This window comes from Streptomyces sp. NPDC104106 (assembly GCF_055584345.1).
Genome location: NZ_JBVJMF010000012.1, coordinates 232,592 through 246,380, shown reverse-complemented (window position 1 = coordinate 246,380; position 13,789 = coordinate 232,592). Strand labels below are relative to the sequence as shown.

8 protein-coding genes and 1 pseudogene are annotated in these 13,789 nt (G+C 69.8%); all 9 read left to right on the top strand.

Annotated elements, in window-relative coordinates; translation table 11 throughout:
* Positions 1–15 precede the first annotated feature (15 nt).
* Positions 16–537, top strand: coding sequence for a hypothetical protein (locus ACZ60X_RS27135; RefSeq protein WP_469603520.1), 522 nt, complete (start codon positions 16–18; stop codon positions 535–537).
* Positions 534–884 (top strand): transcriptional regulator, encoded by a 351-nt coding sequence (locus ACZ60X_RS27130; protein WP_469603517.1) that lies wholly within the window; start codon positions 534–536, stop codon positions 882–884. Before ACZ60X_RS27135 ends, ACZ60X_RS27130 begins: the two co-directional genes overlap by 4 nt.
* Positions 881–1,852 (top strand): ABC transporter ATP-binding protein, encoded by a 972-nt coding sequence (locus ACZ60X_RS27125; protein WP_469603514.1) that lies wholly within the window; start codon positions 881–883, stop codon positions 1,850–1,852. The genes ACZ60X_RS27130 and ACZ60X_RS27125 overlap by 4 nt, the downstream gene beginning before the upstream one ends.
* Positions 1,849–2,820, top strand: coding sequence for an ABC transporter permease (locus tag ACZ60X_RS27120; protein ID WP_469603511.1), 972 nt, complete (start codon positions 1,849–1,851; stop codon positions 2,818–2,820). The genes ACZ60X_RS27125 and ACZ60X_RS27120 overlap by 4 nt, the downstream gene beginning before the upstream one ends.
* A gap of 2,074 nt (positions 2,821–4,894) precedes the next feature.
* A complete protein-coding gene (locus ACZ60X_RS27115) occupies positions 4,895–6,490 on the top strand; it encodes an arabinofuranosidase catalytic domain-containing protein (protein ID WP_469603508.1) in 1,596 nt (531 codons plus the stop codon).
* Positions 6,491–6,734: 244 nt separating this feature from the next.
* Positions 6,735–9,185: an RICIN domain-containing protein gene (locus ACZ60X_RS27110; protein ID WP_469603506.1), complete on the top strand. Its 2,451-nt coding sequence runs from the start codon at positions 6,735–6,737 to the stop codon at positions 9,183–9,185.
* A gap of 54 nt (positions 9,186–9,239) precedes the next feature.
* Positions 9,240–10,388 carry a ricin-type beta-trefoil lectin domain protein gene (locus ACZ60X_RS27105; RefSeq protein ID WP_469603503.1) on the top strand — a complete coding sequence of 383 codons (1,149 nt, stop codon included), beginning with the start codon at positions 9,240–9,242 and terminating at the stop codon, positions 10,386–10,388.
* Between the two features lie 68 nt (positions 10,389–10,456).
* A pseudogene (locus ACZ60X_RS27100) lies at positions 10,457–11,932 on the top strand (glycoside hydrolase family 10 protein); the annotation flags it as partial.
* 422 nt (positions 11,933–12,354) lie between these two features.
* Entirely contained in the window at positions 12,355–13,782 is a 1,428-nt protein-coding gene (locus ACZ60X_RS27095; RefSeq protein ID WP_469603500.1) for an arabinofuranosidase catalytic domain-containing protein, read from the top strand.
* Positions 13,783–13,789 lie beyond the last annotated feature (7 nt).

Here is a 13,789-nt window from a genome sequence, read left to right as displayed (position 1 = left end):
CGGGGAGGCGATGGCATGACCACACCGGTGGATGCCGAGCAGGCCTGGCAGGATCTCCAGCGGATCCGGGTGCCGCAGGAGCGGGTGTACGACGAGATCGAGCGATGCGCGCACGGTGATCCCAAGGCGACCTACATCACGGCCGCGGTCATGTGGGTCTTCCTCGCCAGCATGGGGCTCAAGCTCCCGGCGTGGGGCCTGTGGCTGACGCTCGCAGCCTATGTCGGCGTCCTGGGTACCTTGGCCGTCGTCCACAGCCGCCGCACCCGGATTCGGCTGCACCGCTCCCGGTACAGCTGGCGCAGCCTCGCCACGTTCATCGCGGGCGGGTGCCTCACCGGCGGCACGATCCTGCTTGCCGACCACCTGGCGGACTCACTCGCCCTGCCATGCCCCAGCCTGATCACGGCCACTGCCGCAGCGGCCGTGTTCGTCCTCTTCACGGGACCGGCGAACCGCTGGGCGGTCAGCCCCCTCCGCGAACGGGCGCTGCGCGGCCACGCCACACAAGCCACTCACGAGGAGGCGGGCCCATGAGCACCCCCACGGGCTTCGACGAACTGATCCATCCCTCCACGCGGTTGTCGGTGGTAGCCCTGCTGTTCGCCACAGAATGGGCCGACTTCCCGTTCATCCGCGACAGCCTCTCGCTCAGCGACTCCGCGCTCTCCAAGCAACTGCACACCCTGGAAGAGGCCGAGTATCTGGAGATCCGCAAGGAAGGCGGCGGGCGCAAACGCCGCACCAAGGTACGGCTGACAGCCCGCGGGCGCACCGCCTTCGAAGGCCATGTCGCCGCTCTCCGCGCCATCGTCGAGGGCGCGGGTCCCGCGGTGGCGCAGCAGACGGCACCCGAACAGCAGCACGCGGAGGCGAGCCGATGACCAGCACCCCCACCACAGCCGCCGGTTCCCGCCAACCGGTCGTCTTCGCACGCGAGCTGCGGATGTCGTACGGCAGCACCGAGGTGCTTCAAGGCGTCGAACTGGACATCCACCGCGGAGAGATCTTCGCTCTACTCGGCCCCAACGGCGCGGGGAAGACCACCACCGTCGAAATCCTGGAGGGCTTCCGGCAGCGCTCCGCCGGCGAGGTCCGGGTCCTCGGCAAGGACCCTGCGCACGCCGACGACGCCTGGCGCGGCCGGATCGGCCTGGTGCTCCAATCGTGGCGCGACCACCGCCGCTGGCAGGTTGCCGAACTGCTGCGGCACTTCGCGACCTACTACTCCGATCCGCGCGAGCCGGAAGAGCTGCTGGAGCTGGTCGGCCTCACCCACCGAGCCCGGCACCGAGTCGACCAACTGTCCGGCGGCCAGCGCAGGCGGGTCGACGTCGCGCTCGGCATCATCGGCCGCCCCGAGCTCCTCTTCCTGGACGAACCCACCACTGGCTTCGACCCCGAGGCGCGGCGCGAGTTCCACGACCTGGTCGAGCGACTGGCCCGCGACGAGGGCGTCACCATCCTGCTGACCACCCATGACCTAGCCGAGGCCGAGCGTCTCGCCGACCGGATAGCGATGCTGGTCAACGGCCGTATCCGGGTCTGCGGCACACCCGCCGAGCTCGCCCGGCGGGCCGCGGCCCAGGCGGAGGTCCGCTGGACAGCACCGGACGGCGCGCCACGCCGCGAGCGCACCGCGGACCCCTCACTGCTGGTCTGGGAACTGCACCGCGTGGCCGATGGGCCGATCGCAGACCTGGAAGTCCGCCGCCCGACGCTGGAAGACACCTATCTGCACATGGTGCACGAGCACGCTGGCGGCGCCACGGGCGGGAGCGACGCTGACGCCGGGCCCGCTGACAACACAGCCCTGGTAGGCGCCGGGACAGGGGAGGAACGTTTCACATGAGGGAGACGAACATGACAGCGGTGCGGCACAGGACCGCGCGGGGCGGGACCAGCGCGCCGGACGGGGGTGACGACAGGACCAGCGGCGCCTCGGGACCGGCCCGCGCCCGCCGTCGGCGGCTGCTCCCATGGCAGGCCGGGCTGCGGCGCGGCGGTATCGAGGTGCGACACCTCCTGCGCGACCGCAAGGAGTTCGTCGGCTGCCTCAGCAATGTAGTGATCGCCCTCATGGTCGCCTCCTTCATCCATGACGACCTGCCTGGCACCCATATCCCCGCCGCGCATCTGACGATTGCCGGGTTCACCGCGTATCTGCTGTTCCAGGTCGGGCTGATCAACCTCCCGCAGATCCTGGTGACCGAGCGCGACGACGGCACCTTGCTGCGGCTGCGGGCCACGCCTGGCGGCATACCGGCCTATCTCATCGCCAAGTCCGTGCTGATCGTCACCATGGCGATGGGCATCATCACCGTCCTGTTGGGCGCCGCCGCGTTGCTCGTGAACGGGCCGCTGCCGCATAGCCCCGGCGGCTGGCTGACGCTTATATGGGTCATCGGCCTCGGTCTGCTCGCCGTCGTACCGCTGGGCGCGGCCATCGGCGCCGTGCTGCCCAACGCCCGCGAAGCGCTGGCGGTCATCATGCTGCCCGCAATGGCGCTGCTGGTCACCTCGGGGGCGATGTTCCCGATCGGCCGGCTGCCGGTGGTGGTTCAGGACGTGGCGTCCGTCTTCCCGCTCCGGTGGATGGCGCAGGGCGTGCGCTCGGCCCTGCTGCCGGACGCCGCGCAGGCCGCAGAGCCGTCCGGCTCCTGGCAACTGCCGACGGTTGCGCTGGTGCTGGCTGGCTGGGCCGTCGTCGGCTTCCTGCTCGCCGTCCCGCTGCTGCGCCGCGCCGCCCGCCGCGAGTCCGGCTCCCGGCTGACCGAACGCCAGAGCAAAGCGCGCATGAGCGGCGCGCTCACGATATAACGCGCCCTTTCGGCTCCGCGGGCTGGGGAACCGGCCAGCGCCCGGATACGGAACCCCGTGAGCTTCTTGGCCGCGAGAACGCGACCGGGACGGGAGGCCAGCTCCAGCGCATGGGTCTGGCGAAGCCGGTGGAGCGTCCATCTCTCCAGGCCGTCGACTTCCTCGGGACTGGCGACGAATTGGCCAGCAGCCGAGTGCTCTCCTGCGCTCAAGGTGCTTAAGTGCTCAGGCGAGGCCGGACGTGGATTCGCCGAGGCCGGACGAACCCAGGCCCAGCGGAGTCCTGTTGCCGCTGCACCTCCCGTCGGTTCCGCTCCAAGCCCCCTTCGTCCTTTCGCCAGGAAGCGCAGGACGCCCAGCGCTGCGCGCGCGCATGGCCAAGGGCGCGGTGCCGCCGCCCAGCAGTAGAGGTGCCACATGCCTTCCCAGGCAGAGCGCTGCGCATGATGCGCCCCTCGTTGTCGGGCACCCGCCGCGACAGCAGCTTCGTCCCGCTCATGTCGATGACCGCGCAGTGGTGCTCGGCCTTCCCCGCGTCCGTCCCCGCCCACAGCTCAGCCAACCTGGGCCTCTAGTAGCTCGCGTCGTTGTGTTCCCGCAGACGACCACGCCGACGTGTCCCTACGAAGCGACTGCTCGCGCATCCCAATCAGTGGCCGTGTCGTCGCGGCGTCAGGGCGGCCAATCACTGAAAGCCACGATCTTCGGCATGAGCTTTTGGGCCCACACCCAGACCCCTGGGGTCTCCGCGATCCTACGAATGACCGGGACCGACCCACCGCGAACAAGGTAGGGAGCTTCTCGTCATCCGTGACCTCCTTGCCGGTCTCCAGGGTTGTGACGTCGGTGCCGGCGGATCGTTTGGGCGGGATGCGGGCCGGGGTGCCGGTGACGGACTCGATGAGTCCGTCCTCCTGCGGCAGTCGGCTCCGAGCGCGAGCCCGGAGGCCGGGGGCGTGTCCGCGGCCGAGTGGACAAGGCAGGGGGAGCGGTTGCCGTGGCCGTGAGGGCCGAGGGCACGGGAGCGCCGTGCGCCCTTGCACGGCCGCGATCGCCTGGTACGCCTGGCGGAGCGGCCGGGCCGGGACCGGGCCGGACGGAACACGGGACCCCTTCCACATCCGTCCGGGCGCCGGAGGCGCCACGGTGCCGGTCGTCGATCCGGCCTCCGGCGCGTGACCGCCTCGCCCCGCGCAGACGGGTCAGCACGACCGCGCTCGCTGACGGAGTTGTGACAGCCGTGGCCGGGCGGCCGGGTTTCGTCTCATCGAGCCTTCCTCGGCTTCGGCGCCACCTCGCTGCGACCGTGTGGCGCATGGGTGATGAGTCCCCGGCGGAGAGCCGCATGTACCACGTTGCAGCCGCCCGAAGGGCTCGTCGTGGCTGGAGCCGGACGAGCGCCGGGTGCCCCGCGGCGCCGCGCAGACGGCTGCGCGCCGTGGCAGGCCCGGGCGGACGAAGGACGCAGGATGTCCGAGGGCCATGAGTCCGCGGGGAACGGTGTCCGGACGCCGAAACCGTCACGCGTTCCGCGTCTCATGACTGCCGGAATGCGTCGTGCGAATCGATTCGGCGCAAGCGCTTCGACGGGATGCTACGACCGGCGGTGTGCGGGGTCAATGGCGTGCCGCGAGGCGGATGCGGCACCCACGCGCGGCTCGAGGCACCGCCGGGTGGGCCAGTGTCTTCCTCACCGGCCTTCCGTCGTCCCGGATCGGCGCCCTTCCTCCCTGCTCATCGGCATGGTGGCGGATCACCCGCGCCTGGTCGGCGCACACTCGTACGGGCCGCCGAGCCCGCGCGACGGCGGGCCACGCCGCCGTCCGCCTGCCGTCGCACCGCAGCGTCTCGGCCGCCCCGGGCGCTTGGAACCGCAGGATTCAGCCTTCGAATCGATTCCGCGACAACATGCGCAACAGGGGGCTCCTTACTCTTGACGGCCCGCGGAATCGGGAGCACCGTCTCCCCCCGAAACCTCTCTGCAATCTCGCTGCAAAGACAGCTCGTTCAAGCGCTTCCGGATCGCCGGCGCCACCAACCCGACCGGGTTGCGCCGGCACGGTGGGGAGACCAGATGGGCACCATACGTGCAAGACGCCACCTGCTGTCCGGCCGCGGTGGCGTGCGGCTGTTCCTCGCGGCGGTGCGACGCCGCGACCGGCGGGACACCGTGCCGGAGCAGGCACACGTTCCTCCGCCGGCGCGCTCGCCCCGCTCCGGGCGGACCGTGCTCGCCCGGGCGGGGGCCGCGGCCGCGCTCGTCGCCGGGACTCTGATCGGTGCCACGGCCACGGCCGGCACAGCCGGGGCCGCGGCCTCCGGGCCGTGTGACATCTATGCGGCGGGCGGTACGCCGTGTGTGGCGGCCCACAGCACGACGCGAGCGCTGTACGGCTCGTACGACGGGCCGCTTTACCAGGTACGGCGTGCCTCGGACAACACCACCCGGGACATCGGCGTCCTGGGCGCGGGCGGTTATGCCGACGCCGCCGCGCAGGACTCGTTCTGTTCGGGGACGAGCTGTCTGATCACGATCATCTACGACCAGTCCGGCCGAGGGAACAACCTCACCCAGGCGCCCCCGGGGGGTGCTGCGGGCGGGCCCGACAACCTCGCGAACGCGACCGCCGCGCCCACCATGGTGGGCGGTCACAAGGCCTACGGCGTCTTCGTGGCGCCCGGCACGGGGTACCGCGACAACCGCACCAGCGGCATCGCGACCGGAGACAGCCCCGAGGGCATGTACGCGATCTTCGACGGCACGCACTACAACGGTGGATGCTGCTTCGACTACGGCAACGCCGAGACGAACAGCAACGACGACGGCAACGGCACCATGGAGGCCATCTACTTCGGCAACATCAGGGTGTGGGGCTATGGTTCGGGCAACGGTCCGTGGATCATGGCCGACCTGGAGAACGGCCTGTTCTCCGGGGTCAACCAGCACTACAACGCGGGCGATCCGACCATCAACTACCGGTACACGACCGCCATCGTCAAGGGCGGACCCAACCACTGGGCGATCCGCGGCGGCAACGCGCAGTCCGGCAACCTGTCCACCTTCTTCGAGGGGCCGCGTCCCAACGTGCAGGGCTACAACCCGATGCGCAAGCAGGGCGCCATCATCCTCGGCACCGGTGGTGACAACAGCAAGGGCGCCCAAGGCACCTTCTACGAAGGCGTGATGACCTCGGGCTACCCGTCGGACGCCACCGAGAACGCGGTCCAGGCCAACATCACCGCGGCCGGCTACAGCGACTCCTCCGGCGGGACGAGCACCGGTGCGCTGCACGCGGTGGGCGCGGGCAAGTGCCTGGACGTGCCGAACGCGTCCACGACGGCCGGCACCCAACTGCAGATCTGGGACTGCAGTGGCGGGGCCAACCAGACCTGGACCCACACGTCCTCGGGCGAGCTGACCGTGTACAGCGGCAGCAGCCGGATGTGTCTGGACGCGTACGACAACCAGACCTCCGCCGGCACCAAGGTGGAGACCTGGCCGTGCAACGGCGGCGCCAACCAGCAGTGGCAGCTGAACTCCGACGGCACCGTCACCGGCACTCAGTCCGGACTCTGCCTCGACGTCACCGGGGCCTCCACGGCCAACGGGGCCTTGGCCGAACTGTGGCCGTGCAACGGTGGAACCAACCAGCGATGGAGCCTCAACTGACCTGAACGGTACTGCCCGTGGTCGACTCGACGTCGGCCACGGGCCGCTCGCCGCCGGACGCAGGCCGCCGCGTATCCGGCGCCCGTCGGACAGCCCCGGGATCGTCCGACCGTCCGGCCGCACCACCCGGCCTCCCTGGGGGCTCGCCCCGGGCGGGCGCCTCGTGCGGGAGACATCGACGGCGAAGCCCGCCACACCGCCCCGGCACCACCGGGCCACACGCGCCACCCACTGGAGGATGACGATGTCCAGAGCCAGAGTGCTCCGCGGCCTCTGGGCCGCCCCGGTGGCCCTGCTCGCCTTACTGGCCGCAAGCGTGACCACGGCCGGGCCCGCAGGTGCCGTACCTACCCGAAGCCAAGCGGCCGCCGCCCTGTACGTGGCGCCGGATGCGGCTCCCGGCGGGAACGGCACCGCCGATCAGCCGTTCGCCACCCTCGACCAGGTGCAGCAGCCCGCGCACCGGCTCTCGGCCGATTCCGACGTCGTGGTCTACCTCGCCGGTGGCACCTACCGGTTGTCCAAGCCGCTGACCTTCGGTTCCGGCGACGGCGGCCAGAACGGCCACACCATCACCTACCAGGCCGTGCCCGGGCAGCAGCCGGTCGTGACCGGCGCGCAGCAGGTAACGGGCTGGCAGGTGCATGATCAAAGCGAGAACATCTGGTCGGTCCACGTCGGCACGGGCGTGACCACGCGCCAGTTGTACGTGAACGGCAAGGAGGCGCCGCGGGCGGCGATCCAGGTGCCCCGCTCCGGCTTCACCTTCACCCAGACCGGCCTGACCGTCACCGACTCCTCCCTCGACTACCTGGCCGGCCTCTCGGACCAGAACCACATGGAAGTCGAGAGCGTCAACTCCTTCACCGACCGCTACGCGCCGGTCCAGTCGATCAGCGGCAGGACCATCACCATGCAGCAGCCCGCGTGGAACAACAACTCCTGGGGCTACGACACCGTCAACGCGCCGTTCGCCGGCGGGACGATGTACCTGGAGAACAACTACGCGTTCCTGCAGCAGGCCGGACAGTGGTATCTGGACTCGTCCACCGGTGACCTGTACTACCGGGCCCAGCCGGGGCAGAAGCCCGGCAGCCTCGACATCGAACTGCCCCGGTTGCAGAGCCTCCTCGACATCAGCGGCAGCTACGGCTCACCGGCGGCCGGCCTGAGCTTCACCGGCATCCGGTTCACGGGCACCTCCTGGCTCGGTCCGAGCGGACCCGACGGCTACGCGGACCAGCAGAGCGGCGCCCACATCACCGGCGCCTACACGATGCCCGCCAACTGGCTGAGCACCTGCAAGTCGGGGTGCACGCAGTTCGAGGCCACCCGTAACCACTGGGCGCAGATGCCCGCGGCCGTACAGGTGTCCGCCGCCACCGGCATCACGTTCTCCGGCGACACGTTCTCCGAACTCGGGCAGGCGGGGCTGGGCGTGGGGAACGACGGCGTCGCCACGGCCTCGGGCACCGGCCTCGGCGCGAGCGGCATCACCATCAACGGCAACACCTTCACCGACGACGCCGGGAGCGGCATCCAGGTCGGGGGCATCCAGCCCGACGCGCACCACCCTGGCAATCCGCAGATGACCAACCAGAACATCGTCATCAGCGACAACCGGGTCAGCGGAGTGGGCACGGACTACAAGGAGACCGCGGCCATCCTGTCCACCTACGTCACGAACGCGACGATCACCCACAACCAGTGCGACCACCTGCCCTACGACGGGATCGACATCGGCTGGGGCTGGGGCGTCAACGACCCGGGCGGAAGCCAGGACTACGTCAACCGGGGCACGTACACCTACCAGCCCGTCTACAGCACTCCCACGACGCTGAAGAACAACACCGTCTCCCACAACCTGGTCTTCGACACCAAGAACGCGATGTTCGACGGCGGGAGCATCTACAGCCTGTCCGCGAACCCCGGCTCGGTGATCTCCGACAACTACATGTACGACAACAGGCACACCACCGCCCTGTACCTCGATGAGGGCTCCCGGTATCTGACGGTGTCGAACAACGTGGTGCAGGACGCCGGTAACTGGGCCCTGACCAACGCCAACGGGAACAACCACACCGACGACAGCACCTTCTCCGGCAACTGGTACAACGGCGGCAACACCTACGTGGCCACCGGTCCTCCGCACAACAACGTCCTCACCGGCAACGTCCAGGTGAGCGGCACCGACTGGCCGCTGGGCGCCAGGCAGGTCATCCAGCAGGCAGGCGTCAGGTCGTCGGGCGGCGGTGGCGACGGCTTCCCCACCGGCTACCGCCAGATGGTGATCGGAAGCGACAACCTGTGCCTGGACGTGTACGGCAACTCCGGCAGCGCGGGTGCCGCGGTCGAGCAGTGGACCTGCAACGGGCAGAGCAACCAGCAGTTCCGGTTCGTGCCGGTCTCGAACGGTTACGGGCAGTTGCAGGCGCAGAACTCCGGGCTGGTCGTCGCGGTGTCGGGCGGCTCCACAGCCGCCGGTACCCCCGACATCGTGCAGCAGGCCCCGGACGGAGCGGCCGGCGGTCTGTGGCTTCCGGTGCAGCAGTCCGACGGCTCCTACGCCTTCCAGAACAAGAACAGCGGCCTGTGCCTGGATGTCCACGGCGGCGGCAGCAACCTCGGCCAGCAGCTCGACCAGTGGCCCTGCAAGAACACGGCCGGCAGCAACCAGGACTTCACCCCCCGCTGACCGCTCGCGGGCTCGTTCACCCCACCCACTGTCCCGCACCAGTGAGGAACGCTGATGAAGAAGTACTCGGCCCCCTTGACCGCGGCGCTGACGGCCGCGCTGGGCGTGGGCTTCGCGTCGCCCGCGGCTGCCGCCACCGGTACCGAGGCGCCACCGTCCGCCGTGCGGGCCGCCGCCGTGCCCGCCGCCTTGCGCCTGATGCCGTTGGGCGACTCGATCACCTGGGGCGTCGGCAGCCCGTCCGGGAACGGCTACCGGGGCTTTCTGTGGAACCAGCTGTCGGCCGAGGGGCACGCCCCGGACTTCGTCGGCTCGGGCCGGAACGGCACCATGTCCGACCCGGACAACGAGGGCCACTCCGGCTGGCGGATCGACCAGATCGCCGGCATCGCGGACGACGTGCTGGCCCGTTACCGCCCGAACGTGGTCACCCTGGAGATCGGCACCAACGACCTGAACGGCAACTACGAGGTCCCCACCGCCACCGACCGGCTCCATGCGCTCATCGACCAGATCACCCGAGACGCCCCCGACGCTACCGTCCTCGTCGGCACCCTGATCATCTCCACCAGCGGCACCGAGGAGGCGAACCGGCCCGCGTTCAACGCCAAGCTCCCCGGGATCGTCCAGGCCGAGCAGGCTGCCGGCAAACACGTACGCCTGGTGGACCTGAGCGCTCTGACCACCGCGGATCTGTCCGACTCCCTGCACCCCAACGACAACGGCTTCCGCAAGATGGCGGACGCCTTCAACGCCGGGGTCCAGGCCGCGGACGCGGCGGGCTGGATCAAGCCGCCGGTTTCCCCGGGCGGGCAGGTGCGCTCCGAGGTCGCGGGCAAGTGCCTGGACGTGAAGGGCGGCAGCAGCGCCGACGGGTCCGCCGCGGACGTCTGGTCCTGCAACGGCTCCGAAGCGCAGCAGTGGTCCGCACATTCCGATGGCACCCTGCGGGCCCTCGGCAAGTGCCTCGACGCCACCGGCCGTGGTACCGCCAACGGCACGAAGATCGAGATCTGGGACTGCAACGGCGGCGCCAACCAGCAGTGGCAGGCGTACAACGGCGGTTACCGCAACCCGGTCTCCGGCCGCTGCCTGGACGACCCCGGCGCGTCCACCACCGACGGTACGCAACTGGTCCTGTGGGACTGCAACAGCGGCGCCAACCAGCAGTGGACCGCTCTGCCGGTCACCTCGGCTCCGTGATCCGACCCCACCGCAGCATCGACTCGCAATCGGTGCCCCACCCCCCACCACAAGGAGACCGATCCTTGATGTCCTCGCACAACGAGCAGCCCCGCCTCCGCAAGGCCCTGGCCCTGGCCACCGGACTGACAGCCGGCACGGTACTGGTCCTGACCGGGACGGCGTCCCCCGCCGCCCATGCGGCTTCCGGCACGTTGGGCTCGGCCGCGGCCGGCAGCGGCCGCTATTTCGGCACGGCCGTGGCTGCCGGGAAGCTCGGCGACCCGACGTACTCCACGATTCTCGACCGGGAGTTCAACATGATCACCCCGGAGAACGAGATGAAGTGGGACACCACCGAACCGTCCCGCGGCAGTTTCAACTTCGGCCCCGCCGACCAGATCGTCAGCCACGCCACCGCGCACGGGCAGCGGATGCGCGGCCACACGCTGGTGTGGCACTCCCAACTGCCCGGCTGGGTGGGCGGAATCAGGGACGCCAACACGCTGCGCAGCGTGATGGACAACCACATCACCACCGAGATGAACCACTACAAGGGCAAGATCTACGCGTGGGACGTGGTCAACGAAGCCTTCGCCGACGGCTCCTCCCAGCACCGCAGCTCGGTGTTTCAGGACGTGCTGGGCAACGGCTTCATCGAGGAGGCCTTCCGCACAGCACGGGCCGCCGACCCCTCGGCCAAACTCTGCTACAACGACTACAACATCGAGAACTGGACCGACGCGAAGACCCAGGGCGTCTACAACATGGTGCGCGACTTCAAGTCGCGCGGTGTGCCCATCGACTGCGTCGGCTTCCAGAGCCACTTCGGCACCGCCGGCCCGCCGGCCGGCTTCCAGACGACGCTGTCGAACTTCGCCGCCCTCGGCGTGGACGTCCAGATCACCGAACTCGACATCGCCCAGGCGCCGCCGACGGCGTACGCCAACACAGTCCAGGCGTGCATGAACGTGGCCCGCTGCACCGGCATGACGGTGTGGGGGATCAGGGACAGCGACTCCTGGCGCAGCGGGGACAATCCGCTGCTGTTCGACCGCAACGGCAACAAGAAGCCGGCCTACGACGCGGCCCTGTCTGCGCTGGGCGGCAGCGCGGGGAACCCGGGGGGCCCCGGAGGCATCGTCTCGGGCGCGGTGTACTCGCTGAGCGACGTCGCTGCGGGGCGGGTGCTGGACGTGCCCGGCGGTCAGACGGGGAACGGCACGCCTTTGCAGGTCTGGGACGCCAACGGTGGTGCCGCGAACCAGCAGTGGCGGGCGAGTCAGAACAGTGACGGGTCGTACACGCTGACCAATGTCGGCAGTGGGCGGGTTCTGGACGAGCCGGGTGGTCAGACGGGCAATGGCACGCGGATGGAGATCTGGGACGCCAATGGCGGTGCGAACCAGCACTGGCGGGCGAGCCGTAACGGTGATGGTTCGTACACCTTGACCAACGTCGCTTCCGGCCGGGCGCTGGAGATCCCCGACGGGCAGAGTGGCAACGGGGCCCCGGTCCAGGTCTGGGACGCAGGCGGCGGCGCCAACCAGCACTGGAGCCTCAGGTGAGGTGATCGGCGCCCAGCGCACGCCGCTGCCCTCGGATCGCTTCCGAGTACCCGAACGAACACCCGCGCCCGGCACGGCGGCCGTCGCCGGACGCGGGTTTCGGCATGCCGTCGCAGCGGACTGAGTCGGGCGAGACATGGGATGGATAGGCCGCAGAGTCGGGGCAGCGGATCTATTGACAGAGCATCAGGCCTATGGGATCACTATGCGACATGGGATGTCTGAGTGTTCTCTGTGGGTGCCCTCGGGCACTCTGACGGGAGCGGTCGACGCCCCGTGTGAGCCCCTTCGAACAGGCACGGCACTCTCTGTCCCCTTCCTCCACACATGCAAGGAACAGGATGCAGCCTCCATCTGTTTCGCTCCGGAGCACCTCGGCCCAAGGATCCCGGTTACCGGCGGCCGCCGCCATATGCGTGATGGCACTGCTGACCATGTTGCTGGCGACCGCGCCGACCTGGTCGGCATCGGTGTCGGCGGGACCTCTGGTCAGCTCGGTGTCGGGGCGGTGCCTGGACGTCAGGGGCAACGTCGACACGCCGGGAACGACCCTGGAGATCTGGGACTGCAACGGCCAGGTCAACCAGGCGTTCGCGTTCACCTCGGAGGGTGAGCTGAGGACCATGAACGGCACCCGGTGCGTGGACGCCTACGACAACCGGACGGCTCCGGGAGCCCCGGCGGTCATCCGGTCGTGCGACGGGCGGCCGAGCCAGGTGTGGCGACGCAACTCCGACGGGTCCGTCACCGGCGTCGCGTCCGGATTCTGCCTGGACGTCAACGGAGCGGGAACGGCCAACGGCACCGCGGTCATCCTGTGGACCTGCAACGGCCAGAGCAACCAGAAGTGGAGCACACCGGCGGCTCCGCCTCCGCCGGGCGGATCGGGCCCGTGCGACATCTACGCCGCGGGCGGTACGCCGTGCGTGGCCGCGCACAGCACGGTGCGGGCGCTCTACCGTTCGTACAACGGCTCCCTGTACCAGGTCAGGCGCTCCTCGGACAACGCGACCAGGGACATCGGCGTGCTGGCACCGGGCGGCTTCGCCGACGCGGCGACGCAAGACGCGTTCTGCGCGGGTACCTCCTGCGTGATCACGGTCGTCCGTGACCAGTCCGGGCACGGCAACGACCTCTGGTACCAGGGATCGGCCCAGGTCCCCGGATCCGGTCAGAGCAGCCCCGCGAAGGCGACCTCGGAGTCGCTGACCGCCGGGGGCACCAAGGCCTACGCGCTGTACATCAACCCAGGGAACAGCTATTGGCGGGACGGCCACCTGACCGGCGTGCCGACGGGTGCCGCACCCGAAGGGGCGTACATGGTGACCAGCGGCACCCACGTCAACGGCGGCTGCTGCTTCGACTACGGCAACAGCGAGACGGACCGGAAGGCCGACGCCGCCGGGGCGATGGACGCGATCAACTTCGGTACCGAGTGCTGGTTCGGCGGCTGCTCCGGGAGCGGTCCCTGGGTGCAGGCCGACCTCGAATGGGGCCTGTACTCCGGCGGCAGCCAGGCCTGGAACACCAGCCAGCGGGCTTTCCCCGGCACGTTCGTCACCGCGATGCTGAAGAACAACGGCACGTCGAGGTTCGCCCTGAAGGGCGGCAACGCGCAGTCCGGCGGCCTGACCACCCTCTGGGACGGCGGGCTTCCCGGCGGATACAGCCCTATGAAGAAGCAGGGAGCCATCGTCCTGGGGAGCGGCGGCGACTGCTGCAAGCCCGGCGGCGGCGCCAATCTGAGCGCCGGCACCTTCTATGAAGGAGCCGTCGTCGCCGGCTACCCCTCCGACGCGACCGACAACGCGGTGCAGGCCGACATCACTGCCGCCGGCTATCGCTGAAACGTCC

Coding starts and splice junctions, on each gene's coding strand:
- ACZ60X_RS27115 (WP_469603508.1), top strand. CDS start 4,895: ATGGGCACCATACGTGCAAGACGCCACCTGCTGTCCGGCCGCGGTGGC.
- ACZ60X_RS27125 (WP_469603514.1), top strand. CDS start 881: ATGACCAGCACCCCCACCACAGCCGCCGGTTCCCGCCAACCGGTCGTC.
- ACZ60X_RS27130 (WP_469603517.1), top strand. CDS start 534: ATGAGCACCCCCACGGGCTTCGACGAACTGATCCATCCCTCCACGCGG.
- ACZ60X_RS27110 (WP_469603506.1), top strand. CDS start 6,735: ATGTCCAGAGCCAGAGTGCTCCGCGGCCTCTGGGCCGCCCCGGTGGCC.
- ACZ60X_RS27105 (WP_469603503.1), top strand. CDS start 9,240: ATGAAGAAGTACTCGGCCCCCTTGACCGCGGCGCTGACGGCCGCGCTG.
- ACZ60X_RS27120 (WP_469603511.1), top strand. CDS start 1,849: ATGAGGGAGACGAACATGACAGCGGTGCGGCACAGGACCGCGCGGGGC.
- ACZ60X_RS27135 (WP_469603520.1), top strand. CDS start 16: ATGACCACACCGGTGGATGCCGAGCAGGCCTGGCAGGATCTCCAGCGG.
- ACZ60X_RS27095 (WP_469603500.1), top strand. CDS start 12,355: ATGGCACTGCTGACCATGTTGCTGGCGACCGCGCCGACCTGGTCGGCA.